This is a genomic window from Streptomyces sp. WAC 01529, from assembly GCF_003945545.1.
Lineage (GTDB): Bacteria > Actinomycetota > Actinomycetes > Streptomycetales > Streptomycetaceae > Streptomyces > Streptomyces anatolicus.
Genome location: NZ_CP029617.1, coordinates 3,993,628 through 4,014,456, shown reverse-complemented (window position 1 = coordinate 4,014,456; position 20,829 = coordinate 3,993,628). Strand labels below are relative to the sequence as shown.

Annotated in this window: 20 protein-coding genes and 1 tRNA gene; 7 read left to right on the top strand and 14 right to left on the bottom strand. The window is 71.5% G+C overall.

Annotation, left to right across the window (positions count from 1 at the left end; translation table 11 throughout):
- Positions 1–25: 25 nt before the first annotated feature.
- The 4 genes from DMA15_RS18080 (at position 26) to DMA15_RS18065 (ending at position 6,063) form a co-directional block, all read left to right on the top strand.
- A complete protein-coding gene (locus tag DMA15_RS18080) occupies positions 26–1,369 on the top strand; it encodes a bifunctional glycosyltransferase family 2/GtrA family protein (RefSeq protein ID WP_125513845.1) in 1,344 nt (447 codons plus the stop codon).
- Positions 1,366–3,480 (top strand): glycosyltransferase family 39 protein, encoded by a 2,115-nt coding sequence (locus tag DMA15_RS18075; protein WP_125513844.1) that lies wholly within the window; start codon positions 1,366–1,368, stop codon positions 3,478–3,480. The genes DMA15_RS18080 and DMA15_RS18075 overlap by 4 nt, the downstream gene beginning before the upstream one ends.
- A gap of 201 nt (positions 3,481–3,681) precedes the next feature.
- Positions 3,682–5,184, top strand: a complete 1,503-nt coding sequence (locus DMA15_RS18070; RefSeq protein WP_125513843.1) for an MFS transporter — start codon at positions 3,682–3,684, stop codon at positions 5,182–5,184.
- A gap of 105 nt (positions 5,185–5,289) precedes the next feature.
- Positions 5,290–6,063 (top strand): TetR/AcrR family transcriptional regulator, encoded by a 774-nt coding sequence (locus DMA15_RS18065; RefSeq protein WP_125513842.1) that lies wholly within the window; start codon positions 5,290–5,292, stop codon positions 6,061–6,063.
- A gap of 181 nt (positions 6,064–6,244) precedes the next feature.
- Here the strand turns inward: DMA15_RS18065 and DMA15_RS18060 are convergent, their stop codons facing one another.
- From DMA15_RS18060 to DMA15_RS18050, 3 genes are all read right to left on the bottom strand, one after another.
- Complete coding sequence (locus DMA15_RS18060; RefSeq protein WP_125513841.1) at positions 6,245–7,063, bottom strand: YceI family protein; 819 nt, start codon at positions 7,061–7,063, stop codon at positions 6,245–6,247.
- 223 nt (positions 7,064–7,286) lie between these two features.
- Positions 7,287–9,824 (bottom strand): MFS transporter, encoded by a 2,538-nt coding sequence (locus DMA15_RS18055; RefSeq protein ID WP_125513840.1) that lies wholly within the window; start codon positions 9,822–9,824, stop codon positions 7,287–7,289.
- Between the two features lie 13 nt (positions 9,825–9,837).
- A complete protein-coding gene (locus DMA15_RS18050) occupies positions 9,838–10,329 on the bottom strand; it encodes a MarR family transcriptional regulator (RefSeq protein ID WP_125513839.1) in 492 nt (163 codons plus the stop codon).
- Positions 10,330–10,504: 175 nt separating this feature from the next.
- On the opposite strand from DMA15_RS18050, the gene DMA15_RS18045 reads away from it, so the two are divergent.
- On the top strand, positions 10,505–10,708 hold the full coding sequence (locus tag DMA15_RS18045; protein ID WP_125513838.1) for a hypothetical protein: 204 nt from the start codon (positions 10,505–10,507) through the stop codon (positions 10,706–10,708).
- 404 nt (positions 10,709–11,112) lie between these two features.
- Here the strand turns inward: DMA15_RS18045 and DMA15_RS18040 are convergent, their stop codons facing one another.
- The 8 genes from DMA15_RS18040 to DMA15_RS18005 form a co-directional block, all read right to left on the bottom strand.
- Positions 11,113–12,018, bottom strand: a complete 906-nt coding sequence (locus tag DMA15_RS18040) for an RNA polymerase sigma factor SigF (RefSeq protein WP_125513837.1) — start codon at positions 12,016–12,018, stop codon at positions 11,113–11,115.
- A gap of 244 nt (positions 12,019–12,262) precedes the next feature.
- Positions 12,263–13,171, bottom strand: coding sequence for an RNA polymerase sigma factor SigF (locus DMA15_RS18035; protein WP_125513836.1), 909 nt, complete (start codon positions 13,169–13,171; stop codon positions 12,263–12,265).
- 243 nt (positions 13,172–13,414) lie between these two features.
- Complete coding sequence (locus DMA15_RS18030; RefSeq protein ID WP_125513835.1) at positions 13,415–13,708, bottom strand: Dabb family protein; 294 nt, start codon at positions 13,706–13,708, stop codon at positions 13,415–13,417.
- A gap of 46 nt (positions 13,709–13,754) precedes the next feature.
- On the bottom strand, positions 13,755–13,934 hold the full coding sequence (locus tag DMA15_RS18025) for a hypothetical protein (protein ID WP_125513834.1): 180 nt from the start codon (positions 13,932–13,934) through the stop codon (positions 13,755–13,757).
- Positions 13,935–14,304: 370 nt separating this feature from the next.
- Positions 14,305–14,392, bottom strand: a tRNA-Ser gene (locus DMA15_RS18020).
- Between the two features lie 60 nt (positions 14,393–14,452).
- Positions 14,453–14,884 carry a tRNA adenosine(34) deaminase TadA gene (gene tadA / locus DMA15_RS18015; protein ID WP_125517857.1) on the bottom strand — a complete coding sequence of 144 codons (432 nt, stop codon included), beginning with the start codon at positions 14,882–14,884 and terminating at the stop codon, positions 14,453–14,455.
- A gap of 60 nt (positions 14,885–14,944) precedes the next feature.
- Positions 14,945–15,499: a hypothetical protein gene (locus DMA15_RS18010; RefSeq protein WP_125513833.1), complete on the bottom strand. Its 555-nt coding sequence runs from the start codon at positions 15,497–15,499 to the stop codon at positions 14,945–14,947.
- A 203-nt stretch (positions 15,500–15,702) separates the two neighbouring features.
- The gene (locus tag DMA15_RS18005; protein ID WP_240659842.1) at positions 15,703–15,873 is read right to left on the bottom strand and encodes a hypothetical protein; all 171 of its coding nucleotides are present in this window, start codon (positions 15,871–15,873) and stop codon (positions 15,703–15,705) included.
- Positions 15,874–15,971: 98 nt separating this feature from the next.
- Between DMA15_RS18005 and upp the strand changes: the two genes are divergently transcribed.
- Positions 15,972–16,607, top strand: coding sequence for a uracil phosphoribosyltransferase (upp, locus tag DMA15_RS18000; RefSeq protein WP_125513831.1), 636 nt, complete (start codon positions 15,972–15,974; stop codon positions 16,605–16,607).
- A gap of 23 nt (positions 16,608–16,630) precedes the next feature.
- On the opposite strand, the gene DMA15_RS17995 is transcribed toward upp, so the two are convergent.
- From DMA15_RS17995 to DMA15_RS17985, 3 genes are all read right to left on the bottom strand, one after another.
- Positions 16,631–17,296: a LytR C-terminal domain-containing protein gene (locus tag DMA15_RS17995; RefSeq protein WP_240659841.1), complete on the bottom strand. Its 666-nt coding sequence runs from the start codon at positions 17,294–17,296 to the stop codon at positions 16,631–16,633.
- 158 nt (positions 17,297–17,454) lie between these two features.
- Positions 17,455–17,751 (bottom strand): type II toxin-antitoxin system VapB family antitoxin, encoded by a 297-nt coding sequence (locus DMA15_RS17990; protein WP_003999914.1) that lies wholly within the window; start codon positions 17,749–17,751, stop codon positions 17,455–17,457.
- 429 nt (positions 17,752–18,180) lie between these two features.
- Positions 18,181–18,792, bottom strand: a complete 612-nt coding sequence (locus DMA15_RS17985; RefSeq protein ID WP_125513830.1) for an HhH-GPD-type base excision DNA repair protein — start codon at positions 18,790–18,792, stop codon at positions 18,181–18,183.
- A gap of 403 nt (positions 18,793–19,195) precedes the next feature.
- On the opposite strand from DMA15_RS17985, the gene DMA15_RS17980 reads away from it, so the two are divergent.
- Complete coding sequence (locus DMA15_RS17980) at positions 19,196–20,797, top strand: ABC-F family ATP-binding cassette domain-containing protein (protein WP_125513829.1); 1,602 nt, start codon at positions 19,196–19,198, stop codon at positions 20,795–20,797.
- The last annotated feature ends 32 nt before the right edge of the window (positions 20,798–20,829 follow it).

The following is a 20,829-nucleotide window of genomic DNA, read 5'->3' as shown; positions in this document are numbered from 1 at the left end:
AGGCCACTTGGCGAGTGTCGGTCGCATGCGAACCGACTCTCTCCCGGGCGCCCTGCCGTCGCGGGACCACCTCCCCGTCACCCGGCGCGACGCGCCCGTCCTGGACGTCGTCGTCCCCGTCCACAACGAGGAGAAGGACCTGGGGCCCTCCGTCCGCAGGCTCCACGACCACCTCGTGCGGACCTTCCCCTACCCCTTCCGCATCACGGTCGCCGACAACGCCTCCACGGACCGCACCTCGCGGATCGCCGCCGAACTGACCGCCTCCATAGGGGAGGTGCGGTACGTCCGGCTCGACCAGAAGGGGCGCGGGCGGGCGCTGCGCGCCGTCTGGTCCGCCTCCGACGCGCCGGTCCTCGCCTATATGGACGTCGACCTCTCCACCGGCCTCAACGCGCTGCTGCCGCTGGTCGCGCCGCTGATCTCGGGCCACTCGGACCTGGCGATCGGCTCGCGGCTCGCGTGCGGTTCGCGGGTGGTGCGCGGGCCCAAGCGGGAGTTCGTCTCGCGTACGTACAACCTCATCCTGCGCGGCTCCCTGCACGCCCGTTTCTCCGACGCCCAGTGCGGGTTCAAGGCGGTCCGGGGCGATGTGGCGCGGGTGCTGCTGCCGCTCGTGGAGGACACGGGGTGGTTCTTCGACACCGAGATGCTGGTGCTCGCCGAGCGCGCCGGGCTGCGCATCCACGAGGTGCCGGTCGACTGGGTCGACGACCCGGACTCCACCGTGCACCTGGTGAGGACGGCCGCCGACGACCTCAGGGGCGTGTGGCGGGTCGGCCGGGCGCTCGCGGTCGGCGCGCTGCCGCTCGACCGCCTCGCCCGCCCCTTCGGGGACGATCCGCGTGACCGGCAGCTGAGCGGCGTGCCCGGCGGCCTGGCCCGCCAGCTCGTCGGCTTCTGCGTCGTCGGCGCCCTGTCGACCCTCTTCTACCTGCTGCTCTACAGCGGTTTCCGTACGTTCACGGGGTCGCAGGAGGCCAACGCGCTCGCCCTGCTGGTGTCGGCGGTCGCCAACACCGCGGCGAACCGGAGGCTCACCTTCGGGGTGCGTGGCCGGGAGCGTGCGGTGCGCCACCAGGCGCAGGGGCTCGTGGTCTTCGGCATCGGTCTCGCGCTGACCAGCGGTTCGCTCGCGGCGCTCGGGGCGGCCTCGGGCGATCCGGCGCACTCCACGGAACTCGCGGTGCTGATCGCGGCGAACCTCGCGGCGACGGTACTGCGGTTCCTGCTGCTGCGGGCGTGGGTGTTCCCGGAGCGTCGGGGCGCCGGGGCGGAGGCGTCGGCTCCGGCGCCCCCTGCCTCGTACGACGTAACCCCCTCCCCCTCCCCCTCCCCCTCCCCCTCCGAGCCGAGGAACGCACGGTGACCACGACCTCTTCCGCCCTGCCCGCCGCGCTGTGGCGCGGTCGGCCCGACGACCCCCGCTGGGCGCGCCCCGCCCTGCTCGGGCTGCTGCTCGCCACCGCCGCTCTCTACCTCTGGAACCTCAGCGCGTCCGGATACGCCAACTCCTTCTACTCCGCCGCCGTCCAGGCGGGCAGCCAGAGCTGGCAGGCCCTCTTCTTCGGCTCGCTCGACGCGGGCAACGCAATCACCGTCGACAAGCCCCCGGCCGCGCTGTGGCCGATGGCGCTCTCCGTACGGCTCTTCGGGCTGAACTCGTGGGCGGTGCTCGTCCCCCAGGTGCTGATGGGGGTCGCCACGGTCGGCGTGCTGTACGCGGCCGTGCGGCGGCGGTTCAGCCCGGCGGCCGGGCTGATCGCGGGCGCGGTGCTCGCGCTCACGCCGGTGGCCGCGCTGATGTTCCGCTTCAACAACCCCGACGCGCTGCTCGCCCTCCTGATGACCGTCACGGTGTACTGCGTGCTGCGCGCACTGGAGCAGGGGCGCACCAAGTGGCTGGTGTGGGCCGGTGTCGCGGTGGGTCTCGCGTTCCTGACGAAGACGTTGCAGGCGTTCCTGATCCTGCCGCCGCTCGCCGTGCTGTACGCGGTGTGCGCGCCGGTGCGGTGGCGCGGGCGGCTCGGCCAACTCGCCCTGGCGGCGGGGGCGATGGTGGTCTCCGGCGGCTGGTGGGTGGCGGTCGTGGAGCTGTGGCCCGCGGCCTCGCGCCCGTACATCGGCGGCTCGCAGAACAACTCCTTCCTGGAGCTGACCTTCGGCTACAACGGCCTCGGCCGCATCAATGGGGAGGAGACCGGCAGCGTGGGCGGCGGCGGCCGCGGCGGCGGGGCCGGTGGCCAGTGGGGTGAGACCGGCATCGGACGGATGTTCAACTCCGAGGTCGGCGGCCAGATCGCGTGGCTGCTGCCCGCCGCGCTCGTCCTGCTGGTGGCGGGGCTCGTGCTGACCCGCGCGGGGCGGCGCACGGACACCGCGCGGGCGGCGTTCGTGGCGTGGGGCGGCGCGCTGCTCATGACGGCCGGGGTCTTCAGCTTCATGGCGGGGATCTTCCACCAGTACTACACGGTGGCCCTCGCGCCGTGCATCGCGGCGCTCGTCGGCATGGGCGCCACGGTCCTGTGGGAGGAGCGGGCCTCGCGGTGGGCGCGCGCGGCGCTCGGGGTGACGGTCGCGACCACGGCGGCCTGGGCGTACGTCCTGCTCGGCCGCACCCCGGACTACCTGCCGTGGCTGCGGTGGGCGGTAGTGGTGGCGGGGGCCGCGGGGGCGGTGGGTCTGTTGTTCGCGGGGCGGCTGCGCGCCGGGCGGTTGGGGCGGTGGTTCGCCCTCGCCGCGGTGGGGCTGGGCTGCGCGGCGTGCGTGGCGGGTCCGGTGGCGTACACGTGGTCCACGGTGGACAGCGCGCACACGGGGTCGATCGTGACGGCGGGGCCGTCTTCGGCGGGGCGGATGGGGCCGGGGCGGATGGGACCGGGGAGCGGAGGCCCTGGCGGTGGCGGTGGCGGTGACGGTGACGGTGGCGGGATGCGGAAGCCGGGGCAGGGGGTGGGGCAGCCTCCGCAGGGCGGCCGTACTGGCGCCGGGGGTGGCGTTCCCGGGAGGGGTGCTCCCGGGGGCGGCGGTGACGGTTCGCGCCGCGAGGGCGGCGGGATGGGCGGTCTGCTCGACGGCGCGCAGGTCTCCGCCCGGGCCAGGAAGCTCCTGGAGGCGGGCGCCGAGCACTACACCTGGGCCGCGGCGGCCATCGGCGCCCAGAACGCGGCGAGCTACCAACTGGCCACCGGCGACCCGGTGATGGCGATCGGCGGCTTCAACGGCAGCGACCCGTCGCCGACGCTCGCGCGGTTCAAGCGGTATGTGGCGGACGGCGAGATCCACTACTTCATCGTGGGCGGCACCGGTGGTACCGGTGGTACCGGTGGTACCGGCGGCACCGATGGCATGGGTATGGGCATGCGCGGCGCGGGCGGTGGCGGCACTTCGGCGGGGATCACGTCGTGGGTCGAGTCGCGCTTCGAGAGGGTGACGGTGGGCGAGGTGACGTTCTACGACCTGACGCGGCCGAAGGAGTAGCGGCGCTTCGGGGGGCCGGGCGAGGGCGGACCCGGTGCCGGAGGCGGGGGCCGACGGGGATATCGCCTTGTACGGCGTATGGGGCCTGCTCTACGGTGTACGTGACTTCATCCTCGTACACCGTAGAACCAGGCATCCCGGCGCCGCGCGAGACACCACCGCGGGCGTCCCGCCAGGCACCCCCCCCACGAAGGAGCCCGCATGACGGCGACGACCGCCGAGACATTGGCCGCCCCACCCCGGCACCCGCAGCGCTGGCTGATACTCGGCGTCATCTGTCTCGCCCAGCTCACCGTGCTGCTCGACAACACCGTCCTGAGCGTCGCGATCCCCTCCCTCACCCGGGAGCTGGACGCGTCCACGTCCGACATCCAGTGGATGATCAACGCGTATTCGCTCGTGCAGTCCGGGCTGCTGCTCACCGCGGGCAGCGCCGCCGACCGCTACGGCCGCAAGAAGATGCTCATCGCGGGCCTCGCGCTCTTCGGCATCGGCTCGTTCGTCGCGGCGTTCGCGCAGTCGTCCGCGCAGCTCATCGCCGCCCGCGCGGGGATGGGGATCGGCGGCGCGCTCCTGATGACCACGACCCTCGCGGTCGTCGTACAGATCTTCGACGACACCGAGCGCGTCAAGGCGATCGGCCTCTGGTCGACCATCAACTCCCTCGGGTTCGCGGCCGGACCGCTGCTCGGCGGGTTCATGCTGAACCACTTCTGGTGGGGCTCGATCTTCCTGATCAACATCCCCGTGGCGCTGATCGCCCTCGCCGCGGTCGCCAGGATGGTGCCCGAGTCCAAGAACCCGCGGGGCGACCGCCCCGACCTGCTCGGCGCGCTGCTCTCGACGATCGGCATGGCCTCCGTGGTCTACGCGATCATCTCCGGCCCCGAGCACGGCTGGACCTCCGCGCAGGTGCTGGTCGCCGCGGCCGCCGGTGCGCTGGTCCTCGGCGCGTTCGTGCTCTGGGAGCTGCGTATCCCGTACCCGATGCTGGACATGCACTTCTTCCGCAACCAGCGGTTCATCGGCGCGGTGGCGGGCGCGATCCTCGTCGCGTTCGGCCTCGCCGGTTCCCTCTTCCTCCTCACCCAGCACCTCCAGTTCGTCCTCGGGTACGAGCCCTTGGAGGCGGGCCTGCGCACGGCGCCGCTCGCGGTGACCATCGTGGCCCTGAACCTCACCGGCGTCGGCGCGAAGCTGCACGCCAAGCTGGGCACGCCCGCGACGATCCTGTCCGGCATGAGCGCCATCGCCGCGGGCCTCGCGGTGATCGCGCTGCTCGGCGGCGACAACTACAACGGCATGCTCGCCGGGCTCGTCATCATGGGCGCGGGCATCGCGTTCGCCATGCCGGCCATGGCCAACGCGATCATGAGCGCGATACCGGTGGAGAAGGCGGGCGTGGGCGCGGGCGTCAACGGCACGCTCGCGGAGTTCGGCAACGGCCTCGGTGTCGCGGTCCTCGGCGCGGTGCTCAACTCCCGTTTCGCCTCGCTGGTGGCGGTCTCCGCGGCGTCCTTCCCCGCGGCCATGGCGGCGGCGAAGTCGTCGGGCGAGCGGGAGCGGATCGCCGACGCGTTCGCCTCGGGCCTGGAGACGAGTCAGTTGGTGGGCGCGGTCGCGGTGTTCCTCGGCGGTGTCCTCGCGGCGGCGTTGCTGCGCAGGGCGGAGAGGGCGGACTCCGTGGGGAAGCCGGCGGCATAGCATCGGGGGGAGGCAGGGGTGGAGCACCTCATTCCGGATCTGCCGTTCGCCTCCCCACAGCGCTCCGGGCCGAGTCGGCCCGGACCTCAACCAGGAAGGTGCGCCATGGCCAAGGCAGCCGGCCGCACGAACAACCCGGCGCGGACGAGCGTCTGGCTGCAGGGCAAGGCACCTCGCGGCGGCGGCCGCAAGGGCGACCAGCCCAGCGGGCTCGACCGGGACCGCATCACCGAGGTCTCGGTCCGGCTCCTGGACGCGGAGGGCCTCGCCAAGTTCTCCATGCGCAGGCTCGCCGCGGAGCTGAACGTCACCGCGATGTCCGTCTATTGGTACGTGGACACCAAGGACGACCTCCTGGAACTCGCCCTGGACGCGGTGTGCGGCGAGATGCGGCTGCCCGGCAAGGAGGAGCCCGCCGAGGCCTGGCGCGACCAGCTCCGTTCCCTCGCCGACGAGTACCGCGCGCTGCTGATCCGCCACCCCTGGGTGTCGCCGCTCGTCGGCCGCTTCCTCAACATCGGCCCGCACTGGCTGGAGTTCGCGCTCGCGGTCCAGCGCGCGGTGGGGCACACGGGGCTTCCCGTGGAGAAGCGGAACGGGGCGATCTCGGCGGTCTTCCAGTTCGTGTACGGCTTCGGGACCATCGAGGGCCACTACGCGGCGCGGTGCGCCGAGGCGGGGATGACCCAGGACGAGTACTACCGGGAGGCCACCGGGAAAGTCCAGGTCGAGCTGGCGTCGCACGAGATCATGGAGAGTGCGGGGGAGTTGATGGCGGCGCGGGGTGGGGGCACGGTCGAGGAAATGTGGGAACGGGACTTCACGATCGCCCTCGATCTTATGATCGCGGGGATCGAGTCTCTCCTGGTGGGGGGTTAGGGGGGCGTCCCTTCCTCGCCGTCGTGGCTGCCCTGTCCCGCCGCTCCGCGGCGGATGCTTCCCCACCCTCCCACCCGTCTCGCGGCACCGGATGAGGTGCCGTAGGGGCGTCTCGCCGAGCCGGGGCGCAGACCCCGCTCAAGGCGCCCCCGCCAGCCCAAGGCGCCCCCGCCAGGCCCCGTCAGACCCCCGGCAACCCCTCCCCCTGCACAGCCTGCACGTCCAGCTCCACCCGAAGCGTCGTGCCGATCGCCGAGATCCCCGCCTGCACCACCTGGTTGTAGTTCATCGCGAAGTCCTCCCGCCGCAGCTCCGCCGTGGCGCGGAACGCCGCCCTGGTCCCGCCCCAGGGATCCGCCCCGGTCCCCAGATAGCTCAGCTCCAGATCGACGGGCCGTACGACACCGTGCATCCCCAACTCCCCGTGCACCGTCCACCGATCCGCCCCCGCGGGCGTGAGCCCCGTCGAGCGGTAGGTGATCTCGGGGTACTGGTCGACGTCCAGGAAGTCCGGCGACTTCAGGTGCCCGTCCCGCATGCCGTTGCCCGTGTCGATCGAGGCCGCCCGGATGACCGCCTCGACGCGCGACTTCTCGACGTCCTCGGCGATCTCCACCCGCCCCCCGAACTCCAGGAACCGCCCGTGCACGCTGGTGATCCCGAGGTGCTGCGCGACGGCGCCCACCGTGGAGTGCGCCGGGTCGATCGTCCACGGGCCGGGCGGCGGCAGCTCCGTACCGCCCTGCCGGGCGAGGACGACGTTGCCGACCTCGGCCCGCCCGCTGGCGGTGACGAGCGCGGTGGAGGCGACGGGCGCGTAGCCGACGGCGGTGACGATGACGGTGTACGGCCCGGCCGGCAGCACGGTGTCGTCCCGTACGACGCCCTCCCCGTCCGTGGCCGCCCGCAGCACCTGCGCCCCGGTCATGTCGGTCACCGTGACGACGGCGTGCGGCACGGCCCACCCGTCACGCGTGCGGATCCGAGCGTTGAGTCCCATCCCGTTTACTCCTAGCCGGGCCTCCCTCACGGAAGGCCTCAAGAAAAGTTCGAACTCCATCAGGAGGCAGCGCCCGAGCAGCGGCTCCGGCGCAAGCGGAAGGCCCCTGGCCGGCGGTGACCGGCCGTCCCTTGCCGTGAACGTCACCGCCGGCCCAGGGGCCCTTTCCGCGACCGGCCCGCGGCCGCGCCTCCGCTCGGGGCGCGGTCACGGGCCGGGGTCGTCACTCGCCCGGGTGGGCGAGTTCGATGTCGTGGCCGTCGATGCCGCTTCCGGTCACCGTCAGGCCGGTCGCCACCGGCGGGTAGCCGGTCGCGATGACCGTGTACTCCCCGCTGTCCAGGTCGGTGAAGGCGTACGCCCCGTCCGACCCGGTGGTCGCGGTGGCGACCACGTTGCCGGCGGCGTCCACCAGCGTGACCCGGGCGTCGTTCAGCGCCGAGCCGCCCGCACGCACGGTGCCGAGCACCCGCGCACCGGAGTTCAGCTCGACCTCGACCCGGGTGACCCCGGCCCCGCCGACCTCGACGGGGAGCGCGACGGGCCGGTGACCGGCCGCGTTCACCGCGATGGTGACACTGCCCGGGACCAGCTCGGCGAAGGTGAACTCGCCCTGCTCGCCGGAGAGCCCGGTGGCGAGGACGTCACCGCGCACGTCGGTCACGATGACCATGGCCCCGGAGACCGGCAGCTTGCTGTCCGCGTCCCGCACGAGCCCGCTCAGCCCACTGGTGCCGCTGAGCAGGATGTCGTACGCGAGGGCCTCCTCGCCCACGACGACGGTGGACGCCTGCGGCTGGAAGCCGTCGGCGGAGGCGATCAGCACGTACGAACCGGCGCCGGGGGCGTCGAGGGTGTAGGCGCCGTCGCCCTGGGCGACCGCGCGGCCGAGCTGCCGTCCCCCGAGGGAGATCAGCGTGACGGCGGCCTGCGGCACGGGCGCGCTCTCGGCGCCGCGGACGTGACCGCGTACCGGAATCCCGTTCGTGACCGGCGGAAGCCCCCCGGCCGAGGCCTCGGCGGCGGACACCACGGCGGCGAGCCGCTGCGTGCCCTCGGGCCCGCTCTCGGTGTGCGAGGCGACGGAGGCGAGCACGGGCTCACCGGCGGCCGGAGCGGTGGCGGCGGCCTGGGCCGGGGCACCGGACGTCTCTCCGGCGGCCTGGGCCAGCGCGCCCGACGTCCGCAGCGGAACCTCCTTGATGAACAGCGTGATCAGGAAGGCGATCAGCGCCATCGGCGCGGCGATCAGGAAGACATCGGCGATGCCGTGCCCGTACGCGCTCTCCATCACCGTGCGGAACGGCTCGGGGATCTTGTCCAGGTCGGGGATGCCACCGCCACCGGTACCGCCGTGGCCGAACTGCGCGGCGGCCTTCGGGCCGAGGTCGGTGATGCCGTCCTTGACGTAGTCGGTGATCCGCGTGGCCATGATCGCGCCCAGCGCCGAGACACCCATGGCACCGCCGAGCGAGCGGAAGAAGGTGACGACGGAGGAGGCGGCGCCGAGGTCCTGCGGCTCGACCTGGTTCTGCGTGCAGAGCACGAGGTTCTGCATCATCATGCCGATGCCGAGACCCATCAGGGCCATGTAGATCGCGATGTGCCAGTACTCGGTGTCGTACCGGATGGTGCCGAGCAGACCGAGGCCCGCCGTCACCAGCAGACCGCCGCTGACCAGCCACGCCTTCCACTTGCCCGTCTTGGTGATGACCTGGCCCGAGACGGTCGACGAGATGAACAGGCCGCCGATCATCGGGATCGTCATGACACCGGACATGGTCGGGGACTCGCCCCGCGCCAGCTGGAAGTACTGGCTGAAGAAGACCGTGCCCGCGAACATCGCGACACCCACGAAGAGCGAGGCGAGCGAGGCGAGCGTGATGGTGCGGTTGCGGAAGAGCCGCAGCGGGATGATCGGCTCGCTGGCCTTGGACTCGACGAGGACGAAGAGCAGCCCGAGGACGATCGAACCGCCGACCATGGCGCCGGTCTGCCAGGACATCCAGTCGTACTTGTCACCGGCGAAGGTGACCCAGACGAGCAGCAGGCAGACGGCGGCGCTGATGAAGAAGGCGCCGGCCCAGTCGACCTTCACGTCGCGCTTGACGACGGGAAGCTTCAGGGTCTTCTGCAGCACGATCAGCGCGATGATCGCGAAGGGCACGCCGACGTAGAAGCACCAGCGCCAGCCGAGCCACGAGGTGTCGGTGATGACGCCGCCGAGCAGCGGTCCGCCGACGGTGGCGACGGCGAAGGTCGCGCCGAGGTAACCGGAGTAACGCCCGCGCTCACGCGGGGAGATCATCGCGGCCATGACGATCTGCGCCAGGGCGGAGAGCCCGCCGACGCCGATGCCCTGCACGACGCGGCAGGCGATGAGCATGCCCGCGCTCTGCGAGAGACCGGCGACGACCGAACCGCCGACGTAGATGATCAGGGCTATCTGGACCAGGGCCTTCTTGCTGAAGAGGTCCGACAGCTTGCCCCACAGGGGTGTGGTCGCCGTCATCGCCAGCAGCGAGGCGGTGACGACCCAGGTGTAGGCGGACTGGCCGCCGCCGAGGTCTCCGATGATCTCGGGCAGGGCGTTGGAGACGATCGTCGACGACAGGATCGCCACGAACATGCCGAGCAGCAGTCCGGAGAGCGCTTCCATGATCTGCCGGTGCGTCATCGGAGCGTTCGCGTCGGCGTGACCGTGGTGGGCTCCGTGCTTGGCATGGCTGCCCCGCACACCGGCTGGTGTGGTTGTTGCCATGGGCTTCCTTTTCTTACGCGGGTGTACGGGTGGTCTCTGGGGTGGTCTGTACCTCGGGCAGCCGGGCCGAAGCCGCTCGGCAGTCCCCGAAGCTGTCGCGCAGGCGCGCGAGCAACGTGCTGAGCTGGACGACCTCGTCGTCGGTCCAGTCGTGCAAGTAGTGGGTGAGCGTCCGGATGGACAGCTCGGAAAGCTCGTCGACCTTGGCCTTGCCCTCGGCCGTGAGCCGCAGGATGCGGGAGCGCTTGTCCGCCGGGTCGGGGTCGCGGACGATCCACTCCTTCTCGGCGACGTGTGCGACATGGCGGCTGGTGACCGACATGTCGACGGCGAGCAGCTCCGCGAGCCTGCTCATCCGCATGGCGCCGTGGCGGTCCAGGAGGATGAGTACGGCAGCGGAGCCGCCGGGGCAGTCGTGGGGCAGACCCCGGCCGAGACCGCGCTTCACGGCACCGATGGCGCTGAGCTGTCGGGCCAGCTCCTCGTACTGACGCTGCGCGGCCACGGCACCTCCTGGGTATTTGTTGCTTAGGGCAACGATAGAAGCAGTTGGTTGCCGCAGGCAAACTAAAATCGGACCAACGCCCTAAAGAGTCGGCAAAGCTCTGCGGATACGGACGTAAAGTCCCAGGCAGGCGGGGGTTGGGCCGGGAGCCGGGGATTCGCTAGTGTCCTGACCCATGGCACACAACCCCCAGGGACCCCAGGGCAACCCCGACCCCGCCGGCAGCACGCAGATGTTCCGCGCCTTCGTCGACGAGGAGCCGCGGGGACGCCGACAGGCGGCGGCTTCCACCTCTTCCGGCCCCCGGGTCGGCCTGATCCTCGGCGTGATCGCCGCGATTGCCGTCGTGGCGGCGGTGGCGTGGCTGGCGCTCAAGTAGCGGCGGCGCGGGGGCTGGCGGGGCTGGAGCCCCGATAGGGGCGCGGGGAACTGCGCGGCCAGCCACGACGCGCCCGCAGAGGAACCCTGACCGCCCTGAGGGGGCGCCTTTTATGGCTGGCGCGGCTGGGGCCCCGTTAGGGGCGCGGGGAACTGCGCGAGCGACCACGACGCGCCCGCAGGGGGAGATCCGGCCCGCGCGCTTCCTTGACCTGCGGGCGCGTCTCCGCTGAGCGCGCAGTTCCCCGCGCCCCTGGCGGGGCGCTTTATGGCTGGCGGGACAGGCGTGGACGGCGGCTTCCCCTCCGTGCCGCCCTCTCCACCGCTCCCGGAACCCTCCGTACCGCCGCTCAGCCTGACGTCAGCAACGTCGGCCGCCACACCGGGAGTTGAGGGAGGAGAAGCTCAGTCCGAGATGAGGCCGTCCCGCAGCTGCGCCAGCGTCCGCGTGAGAAGGCGGGACACATGCATCTGGGAGATGCCGACCTCCTCGCCGATCTGCGACTGCGTCATGTTGGCGAAGAACCGCAGCATGATGATGCGGCGCTCGCGCGGCGGCAGCTTGGCGAGCAGCGGCTTGAGCGACTCGCGGTACTCGACGCCCTCAAGGGCCGTGTCCTCGTACCCGAGCCGGTCCGCGAGGGAGCCCTCGCCGCCGTCGTCCTCGGGGGCAGGGGAGTCGAGCGAGGAGGCGGTGTAGGCGTTGCCCACCGCGAGGCCGTCGACGACGTCCTCCTCCGAGACCCCGAGCGCCACGGCGAGTTCGGGCACGGTCGGCGAGCGGTCAAGGCGCTGGGCCAGCTCGTCGCTGGTCTTCGTCAGCGCGAGCCGCAGCTCCTGGAGGCGGCGCGGCACACGCACCGACCAACTGGTGTCGCGGAAGAAGCGCTTGATCTCACCCACGACCGTCGGCATCGCGAACGTCGGGAACTCCACGCCCCGTTCGCAGTCGAAACGGTCGATCGCCTTGATCAGGCCGATCGTGCCGACCTGGACGATGTCCTCCATCGGCTCGTTGCGGCTGCGGAAACGGGCCGCCGCGTACCGCACGAGGGGGAGGTTCAGCTCGATGAGCGTGTCGCGTACGTAGACACGCTCGGGGCTGTCCTGGTCGAGCGCGGCGAGCCGCAGGAACAGGGAGCGGGACAGGGTCCTGGTGTCGATGGCTTCCGGAGCCGACGCGCTCTGGAGAGCGTCGGGTGCGCCCTGAGGAGCGTCGGGTGCGCTCTGAAGCGCGTCGGGCGCGGATTCGCTCGGGCTCTTGGTGAGCGTGAGCGTGAGCACCTTCGAGCTGCCCTGGTCTGCGGACATGCCACCCCCTTGAGGTCGCGGACGGTCGCGGCGGGCGCTCCCGTCGGAGGAACGCAGCCTCCACCTGAATACCGGAGGTGGGGCTACGGCAAACGCGGTTCCAGCAGAATGTCACATGTCGGCAACGCGCTGTAGTTACTTGTCGACAAACAAGGGTGACATCCGTGCAGGAAAGAGGGGGTCTGGGCCGTTTCAGCAGGCGGTGCCGTCGGCAAGAGCCCCGACAGCACTCCACTCGATACGGTTACGCCTCGATCCGATTTGCGGACCGAAGCCGTGCGAAGCTCCTGGCGAGCAGTCTCGACACATGCATCTGGGAAACGCCCAATTCGGCGCTGATCTGTGATTGCGTCAGATTGCTGTAGTAGCGGAGCAGCAGGATCCGCTGTTCGCGCTCGGGCAGTTGGACGAGGAGATGGCGTACGAGATCGCGGTGCTCGACGCCGTCGAGCGCGGGGTCCTCGTAGCCGAGCCGGTCGAGGAGTCCGGGCAGCCCGTCGCCCTCCTGGGCGGCCTCAAGGGATGTCGCGTGGTACGAGCGTCCGGCCTCGATGCACGCGAGCACCTCCTCCTCGGTGATGCGCAGCCGCTCGGCGATCTCCGCGGTCGTCGGGGAGCGCCCGAAGGCGGTGGTGAGGTCCTCGGTCGCCCCGGTCACCTGCACCCACAGCTCGTGCAGCCGGCGCGGCACGTGGACCGTACGCACGTTGTCGCGGAAGTACCGCTTGATCTCGCCGACGACGGTCGGCATCGCGAAGGTGGGGAACTGCACCCCGCGGTCCGGGTCGAACCGGTCGATGGCGTTGATGAGCCCGATGGTGCCGACCTGGACGACGTCCTCCATCGGCTCGTTGCGGCTGCGGAAGCGGGCGGCCGCGTACCGCACGAGGGGGAGGTTGGCCTCGATGAGGGCGCCGCGCACCCGGCCGTGCTCGGGGCTGCCCGGCTCCAGCTCCTTGAGCTGGCCGAAGAGGACCTGGGTGAGGGCCCGGGTGTCGGCGCCGCGGGTGCTGCCGGTGCTCGGGGCGGGCTTGGCGGGCGGGGTCGTACCGGCGGGCGGGGTCACGTGCGCGGGCGTGGCCGTGTTCGTGGGCGGAGCCGTATTAGCGGGTGGAGCCTCAGGCGCAGTACTGGCCGGCACGGTCAACGCCACCCCTTCTCAGTCAAGCCCAGTCGAGCCCAGTCAAAGGACGTCAAGCTCGATCGACCTCAGCCATTTCACCGATCGACCTCGGTCAACTCATCCGTCAAAAGCGGTCATAGCATCACAAGACATGTGCACTGTGTGCAAGCACCTGATAACTACGTGTTGAGGGGCAAGTTGGGGGCCGGGACGCGGAACGGCCCCGCACCGTCGCGGTGCGGGGCCGTTCCGGGAGCTGCCGGGGCGGGCGGCTCAGAACTCGTAATCGGCGATCACCCACGTGGCGAACTCCCGCCACAGCGCGACGCCCGCCTGGTGGGCCGGGTGCTCGATGTACCGCTTCAGCGCATCGGTGTCCTCGACCGCCGAGTTGATGGCGAAGTCGTAGGCGATGGGGCGGTCGGTGATGTTCCAGTCGCACTCCCAGAAGGTCAGCTCCGGGATCTGCTCGCCGAGGGCGCGGAAGGCCTTGACGCCCTCGATCACGCGCGGCTCGTCGCGCCGTACACCGTCGTTGAGCTTGAAGAGGACCAGATGGCGGATCACGGACACTCCTTGGAGAGGGCTGAGGCCTGACGGCGTCGGCGGCCGCTCAGTCCTTGCCTCCGTTGGCGACCCACGTCATGAAGTCGCCGATGCTCTGAGCGGCGCTCGAAACACCTTCGAACCCTATCTGCACGTAGTCGGCGGCCTTGGCGGGGTCGGTGATGATCACGTAGAGCGCGAAGACGACCACGACGAAGAGGCCGAGCTTCTTCCACTGCACCGCCACGATCTGGCCTCCCCTTACCCGCGCCCCGTGTGACCCCTGCGACCGCCGTGAGTCTAACCCGGCCCCGTGCTCACCAGGCTTTTAAGGACCAACGGCCCGGAGGCAGAGGCCCTTTGCCCGCCCTGCCCGGCCGCCGCGGGGCGCAGCATGGAGAGTGAGCCCGGCGGATCTGGCAGGAATCCCCGGGCAAGGGACTGGCCCCACTGCGGGGTCCGCGCCGTCCGCTTCCCCCCGACGGCGGCGCCGACTTGAGGGCTGGTCCTCACCGGGGGAAGCGGCTTGTCCCCCCGATGCCGCTTCCCCCGTCCACTTCTCTCGCGGCAGCACGACGAAGGGCCCGTCCATTGGACGGGCCCTTCGTGCTGAGAAGCGGTAGCGGTGGGATTTGAACCCACGGAAGGGGGTTACCCTTCACTCGCTTTCGAGGCGAGCTCCTTCGGCCGCTCGGACACGCTACCGAGAGGAACTCTAGCCCAAGGTGGCCCGTGTTCTGAAATCCGTTGGGCGGATTCTCTGTATCACCGGTTCCGGAAGAAGTCCGTCAGCGGGGTGGCGCACTCCTCCGCGAGGACTCCGGGGATGACCTCGGGGCGGTGGTTGAGCCTCCGGTCGCGTACGACGTCCCAGAGCGAGCCCACCGCTCCGGCCTTGTCGTCCCGCGCGCCGTAGACGACCCGGTCGACGCGGGACTGCACGAGCGCGCCCGCGCACATCGTGCAGGGCTCCAGCGTCACGACGAGCGTGCAGCCGGTCAGCCGCCACTGCCCCAGCTCGGCCGCGGCCCTGCGCAGGGCGAGGACCTCGGCGTGCGCGGTGGGGTCGCCGGTCAGCTCGCGTTCGTTGTGCCCCGCGCCGAGCACCGTCGTGCCGTCCGGGGACAGCACGACGGCGCCGACGGGTACGTCACCGCCCCTGCCTGCCAGCCCGGCCTCGGCCAGAGCCAGCCGCATGGGCGCCCGCCAGCGGTCGCGTACGGGGTCGTATGGGGTGAGGTGATCCACACCTGGAACCTAGCGGACCGCTTCGAGCACCTCCGCCGCGCCGAGGATGTCGGCGATCGAGTTGAGGGCGTCGCCGGGTTCGAGCCCGAGCAGCTCCTTCTGCGGGACACCGAGGTCGACGAGGATCGCCGTGTCGCCGAGCGGGCCCGCGGGCACCGCGTCGCCGGGCTCGGCGGGCCCGTCCACCTCTTCGTCGACGGAGTCCTCCGGTTCTCCGTCCTCCGTACCGTCGAGATCGAGGGCGTCTAGGTCGGCGACCGTGTCGTCGGCCCCCGGGTCGCGGCCGAGCATCTCGTCGGTGAGCAGGATCTCCCCGTACGAGCTGCGGGCCGCCGCGGCGGCGTCCGAGACGTAGATACGAGGGTCTTCCTCGCCGTCCACGCGGACGACGCCGAACCACGCCTCTTCTTGTTCGATGAAGACGAGCACTGTGTCGTCGTCGTAGTCGACCGTGGCTTCACGGGCCAGATCGGCCAGATCCGCCAGGGTCTCCACATCGTCGAGCTCCGTGTCGCTCGCTTCCCACCCGTCTTCGGTGCGCGCGAGCAGTGCGGCGAAGTACACCGTGACTCTCCCACTGGTCATAGGCAGTGCCGGTTGGCGGTTTGGGGTCCCCCCGGCGAGGTCGGGGAGCGGGGAGTGCTGTGTCGAGCCCCGCCCATTCGGAATCGTGGCAGAAACCGCGCCGTCAGGAGAGGTCTTCGGCCCGCTGTGTCCGCGTCGCGTTCATCCGGGCCCCCCGCGGGGCCCGCCGGACGCCGGGGCGGTCACCAGCGGAACGTACGCATGCGCATCTGCTGACGCATCCGTGCCGCCCGGGCGCGGCGCGGCTTCACGCGGTCGCGCAGCTCGATGGCCTCGGCGCGCTCCCGCAGGAACTGGGCACGGCGCCTGCGGCGCTCGGCCTCGGTCTCGTCGTCCGGTTTGCGTTCCCCCATGGGCCACACCACCTCGCTTCGTACGTGCCCACCTTCCCCCGGTCGGACGTGTTGATGCCAGCGCGGGGCCGGGGCCGCGCCCGGTTACTGTTGATGCCATGCGGATCCACGTCGTCGACCACCCGCTGGTGGCGCACAAACTCACCACGCTGCGCGACAAGCGCACCGACTCCCCGACCTTCCGGCGCCTCGCCGACGAGCTGGTCACCCTGCTCGCGTACGAGGCCACCCGGGACGTGCGCACCGAGCAGGTCGACATCGACACCCCCGTGACGAGGACGACCGGCGTCAAGCTGTCGTACCCCCGTCCGCTGGTCGTGCCGATCCTGCGCGCCGGCCTCGGCATGCTCGACGGCATGGTGCGGCTGCTCCCGACCGCCGAGGTGGGCTTCCTCGGCATGATCCGCAACGAGGAGACCCTGGAGGCCTCCACGTACGCGACGCGCATGCCCGAGGACCTCTCCGGGCGCCAGGTGTACGTCCTCGACCCGATGCTCGCCACGGGCGGCACGCTCGTCGCGGCGATCCGGGAGCTGATCAAGCGCGGCGCCGACGACGTGACCGCCGTGGTGCTGCTCGCCGCCCCCGAGGGCGTCGAGGTCATGGAGCGCGAGCTGGCGGGCACGCCGGTGACGGTCGTGACGGCCTCGGTCGACGAGCGGCTCAACGAGCAGGGCTACATCGTGCCCGGGCTCGGCGACGCGGGGGACCGGATGTACGGGACGGCGGAGTAGCGGCGAAGTAGCGGCGGCGGCGGTCAGCAGGTCTTTCCGCCGTTGGACGGCGTGGGCGCCGGCTTGGGCTTGGTGAGTTCCGCCAAGGCCTTGTCGGCGTCCTCTTTTTTGGCCAGATCCTTGAACCGCGTGCCGAGGATCAGGTCGACCTCGCCGCCCTTGCGGGAGTCCGTCCTGTGCTCGGCGCCCGCGAGCTGCGTGCCGAGTACGGGCAGGGCGGTGTCGGCGGCCGCCTTGGCGCCCAGCAGTATCCCGGTGCCCTTGACCTTCTTGTCGAACCGCTCCGTGGCGTTGCCGACCTCGCCGATGGCGAAGCCGCGCTTCTTCAGCTCGTCGGCGGTGTCCTTGGCGAGGCCGCCGCGGGGCGTGGCGTTGAAGACGTTGACGGTGATCTGGCCGGGCTTGGGCAGCGGTCTGGGCTTCGCCTTGGGGTCGGGGCCCGGTTTGCGGGCCTTGTCCCGCTCGCGGTCGCACTCCGGGGCGGCCGGGGCCGCGGCCGAGGCCTTGTCGCCGCCGGAGAAGACGTGGATGAGCTGCAACGTGCCCCAGCCGATCAGGCCCACGGCCGCGGCGGAGGCGATGACCGCGAGCACGAGCCTGCGGCGGCCGCCGGTGCGGCGCATGCGTGGGTATTTGTCCCCCGTGATGCGGTACTTGCCGCCCATGCCGGGGGGAGTGAGCATGCTCATGGGCGCAGCGTAGTGGGGCGGGGCGGCGATGCCTACTAAATGATCATTGACCGGGGGGCAGTCCAACCCGAAAGGGCCAACGTGGACGCGGCCGAGGGGGGCAGGCTCAGGGCGCGGTCGGCGGGGTGGGGCCCAGCCGTCGGGGCGGAGCCCGGCCGTCAGTCCAGTTCGAGTACGCGCGCGTGGAGCACCTGGCGCTGCTGGAGCGCGGCGCGGACCGCGCGGTGCAGCCCGTCTTCCAGATAGAGGTCGCCCTGCCACTTCACGACGTGCGCGAAGAGGTCGCCGTAGAACGTCGAGTCCTCGGCGAGCAGCGTCTCGAGGTCGAGCTGGCCCTTGGTCGTCACGAGCTGATCGAGGCGGACCGGGCGCGGTGCGACGTCCGCCCACTGCCGGGTGCTTTCCCGGCCGTGGTCGGGGTACGGCCGGCCGTTTCCGATGCGCTTGAAGATCACACGGAAAGCCTACCGGTCAAGACTCTCCGGGCGCAGCCATGGCGACGGAGTGCGGCCCCCGGAAATGCCGCCGGAAACCGGTACAAAGCGGGAACGTGCCAGTCGGGAACGGGGGCCGAGGTGAGCGAGAACCTGTTGAGGGCGTCCACGGTGGGGGGTGGGAAACGCTCGAATGGGTGGGGGTGACGGGTTCTGGCGGGGGCGCCTTGGGCTGGCGGGGGCGCCTTGGGCTCGGTCTGCGCCTTGGCTTCGTGGGTGGGGCGGGGCCGTGGGGGTATGTGCGTGCTCGCCATCTCGGTGTGGGCGCCTGTTGTTTATTGGCTCGGCTATTGGGGGCCACTGTGCTGCGCTCGCACATACCCCCACGTCCCCTCCGGCCGGTTCGGCGGCCGCGGGCCGGTGGGGTGATCCGTTCCGGCGGGGCCGGGGCTAGGCGGGCTTCGGGGGCTTCGCGGCCTTGGCCGCGGCTTTCAGTTCTTGTTTGTGGGCGCGGACCTTCTGGAGGGAGTCCGGGCCCGTGATGTCCGCGACGGAGCGGTATGCCTTGGGGGCGCCGTAGTCGCCCGCGGCCTCGCGCCAGCCCTTGGGGCGTACGCCGAGCTGTTTGCCGAGGAGGGCCAGGAAGATCTGGGCCTTCTGTCTGCCGAAGCCGGGCAGGTCGTTGAGGCGCTTGAGGAGTTCCTCGCCGGTGGCGGCGTCCCGCCAGAGGGCGGTGGCGTCACCGTCGTAGTGGTCCACCAGGTACTGGCAGAGCTGCTGGATGCGCTTCGCCATGGAGCCGGGGTAGCGGTGGACCGCCGGCTTGGCGGAGAGGAGCGCGGCGAACTTTTCGGGGTCGTACGCGGCGATCTCGTGGGCGTCGAGGTCGGAGGCGTTCAGGCGCCGGGCGATGGTGTACGGGCCCGCGAACGCCCACTCCATAGGTACCTGCTGGTCGAGCAGCATCCCGACCAGCGCGGCCAGCGGACTGCGCCCGAGCAACTCGTCGGCCTCGGGCTGCTGGGCGAGGTGAAGGTGAAGGGTGACGTCTTCGTCGTCCATGGATCGATGGTCTCTCGGTCGGGGGTGGCGCGCAGTGTGGGGAGGGAGGGGAGGGGGCGGGGGAGGCGCCGCGTGGGTTTCTCTGGCTCGCTGGGTGGTTCGGGGTGAACGGGTGGGTTCCTTGGCTCGCCGTGGTTCGGGGTGAACGGGTGGGCTTCTTTGGCTCGCCGTCTGGTTCGGGGTGAACGGGTGGGTGGGTGGGAGACCGCCGCGGAGCGGCGGGGGCGGTGCTGAAAATGGGCCCCGGCGGTGAGGCTCCGCTCGCGCTGGCGCCGAGAAAAGCCCATGCGAGCCGCACCCCGCCCCGGTAGCCTCCGTGCCATGTCTACGCCCCGCATTTCCTAGCCAGGACACCGCTCTCACGCCACCCGTGTGTCCATTCGCTATTGCGGAGCGTTACCCCATGATCACCGTACGAGGCATCGACGTACGCGTCGGCGCCCGGCTTCTGCTGTCCGGCGTCGACTTCCACATCGCCCCCGGCGACCGCATCGGCCTGGTCGGCCGCAACGGCGCCGGCAAGACCACCCTGATGAAGATCCTCGCGGGCACCGCGGCCCCCGCCGACGGCACCGTCACCCGCGCCGGTTCCGTCGGCCACCTCGCCCAGGACCCCGGCGCCGCCGACCCCGCCCTCACCGTCATCGACCGCGTCCTCTCCGCCCGCGGCCTGGACGAGGCCCTCGCCGCGCTGCGTACCGCCGAGACCGCCATGGCGCAGGCCGCGAGTCCGGCCGCGCAGGAGCGGGCCATGGCCGCCTACGCCCGCGCGGACGACCTTTTCCAGGCGCGCGGCGGTTACGCCGCCGAGGCGGAGGCCGCCCGCGTCGCCGCCGGGCTCGGGCTGCCCGAGCGGGCGCTGCACCGCCCCGTCGGTGAGCTGTCGGGCGGCCAGCGGCGCCGCGTCGAGCTGGCCAGGATCCTGTTCTCGCGCCACGACACGCTGCTGCTCGACGAGCCGACCAACCACCTCGACGCCGACTCGGTCGGCTGGCTGCGCGGGTACCTGGCGTCGTATCCCGGCGGTCTCGTGCTCATCAGCCACGACACCGGACTCCTCGCCGACACCGTGAACCGCGTCTTCCACCTGGACCCGGGGCGCGCCGCCATCGACGTACACAACACCGGATGGCACACCTACCTCGCCCAGCGCGCCGCGGACGAGCGGCGGCGTGCCCGCGAGCGCGCCAACGCCGAGCGCAAGGCCGCCTCGCTGCGCGCCCAGGCCGACAAGATGCGGGCGCACGTCTCCACGGCCACCGCCGCGAAGAACATGGACCGGCGTGCCGAGCGCATGCTCGCGGGGACGGAGCCGGTGCGGCGCGGCGAGAAGGTCGCGCGGATCCGGCTGCCCGAGCCGGCGCCGTGCGGCCGCATGCCGCTCGGCGCGATCAGTCTCACCAAGGCGTACGGGTCCCATCGCGTCCTCGCGGGTGTCGACCTGGCCGTCGACCGGGGCAGCCGGCTGGTCGTCCTCGGGCTCAACGGCGCGGGCAAGACGACGTTGCTGCGGCTGCTCGCCGGGCGTGAGCGGCCGGACGAGGGGCGGGTCGTCGCCGGGCCCGGCCTGCGGCTCGGCTACTTCGCGCAGGAGCACGACACCCTCCAGGCCGCGAAGACCGTCCGCGAGAACCTCGCGGACGCGGCACCGCAGCTGACGGATGGCGAGGTGCGGCGGGTGCTTGGGTCGTTCCTGTTCGGCGGGGACGACGCGGACAAGCCCGCCGCCGTTCTCTCGGGCGGCGAGAAGACGCGGCTCGCGCTGGCCGGGCTCGTGCACTCGGGCGCGAACGTCCTGCTGCTGGACGAGCCCACGAACAACCTCGACCCGGCGTCCAGGGACGAGGTGCTCGCGGCGGTCGGCACGTATCCCGGGGCCATCGTGATGGTGACGCACGACGAGGGTGCGATCGACGCGCTCCGACCGGACCGCGTGCTTCTGCTCCCCGATGGGTCGGAGGATCTGTGGAGCCCCGACTACCGGGAGCTGGTGGGGCTGGCGTGAGGGGGCCGGGCGGGGGCGGGGTGGGCTTGCCC

What these genes read in the sequence shown, in the direction of transcription:
- DMA15_RS18080 (WP_125513845.1), top strand. Translation starts at nt 26, where the DNA reads ATGCGAACCGACTCTCTCCCGGGCGCCCTGCCGTCGCGGGACCACCTC.
- DMA15_RS18070 (WP_125513843.1), top strand. Translation starts at nt 3,682, where the DNA reads ATGACGGCGACGACCGCCGAGACATTGGCCGCCCCACCCCGGCACCCG.
- DMA15_RS18065 (WP_125513842.1), top strand. Translation starts at nt 5,290, where the DNA reads ATGGCCAAGGCAGCCGGCCGCACGAACAACCCGGCGCGGACGAGCGTC.
- DMA15_RS18060 (WP_125513841.1), bottom strand. Translation starts at nt 7,063, where the DNA reads ATGGGACTCAACGCTCGGATCCGCACGCGTGACGGGTGGGCCGTGCCG.
- DMA15_RS18055 (WP_125513840.1), bottom strand. Translation starts at nt 9,824, where the DNA reads ATGGCAACAACCACACCAGCCGGTGTGCGGGGCAGCCATGCCAAGCAC.
- DMA15_RS18045 (WP_125513838.1), top strand. Translation starts at nt 10,505, where the DNA reads ATGGCACACAACCCCCAGGGACCCCAGGGCAACCCCGACCCCGCCGGC.
- DMA15_RS18040 (WP_125513837.1), bottom strand. Translation starts at nt 12,018, where the DNA reads ATGTCCGCAGACCAGGGCAGCTCGAAGGTGCTCACGCTCACGCTCACC.
- tadA (WP_125517857.1), bottom strand. Translation starts at nt 14,884, where the DNA reads ATGCGGCTGGCTCTGGCCGAGGCCGGGCTGGCAGGCAGGGGCGGTGAC.
- DMA15_RS18005 (WP_240659842.1), bottom strand. Translation starts at nt 15,873, where the DNA reads ATGGGGGAACGCAAACCGGACGACGAGACCGAGGCCGAGCGCCGCAGG.
- upp (WP_125513831.1), top strand. Translation starts at nt 15,972, where the DNA reads ATGCGGATCCACGTCGTCGACCACCCGCTGGTGGCGCACAAACTCACC.
- DMA15_RS17995 (WP_240659841.1), bottom strand. Translation starts at nt 17,296, where the DNA reads ATGAGCATGCTCACTCCCCCCGGCATGGGCGGCAAGTACCGCATCACG.
- DMA15_RS17985 (WP_125513830.1), bottom strand. Translation starts at nt 18,792, where the DNA reads ATGGACGACGAAGACGTCACCCTTCACCTTCACCTCGCCCAGCAGCCC.
- DMA15_RS17980 (WP_125513829.1), top strand. Translation starts at nt 19,196, where the DNA reads ATGATCACCGTACGAGGCATCGACGTACGCGTCGGCGCCCGGCTTCTG.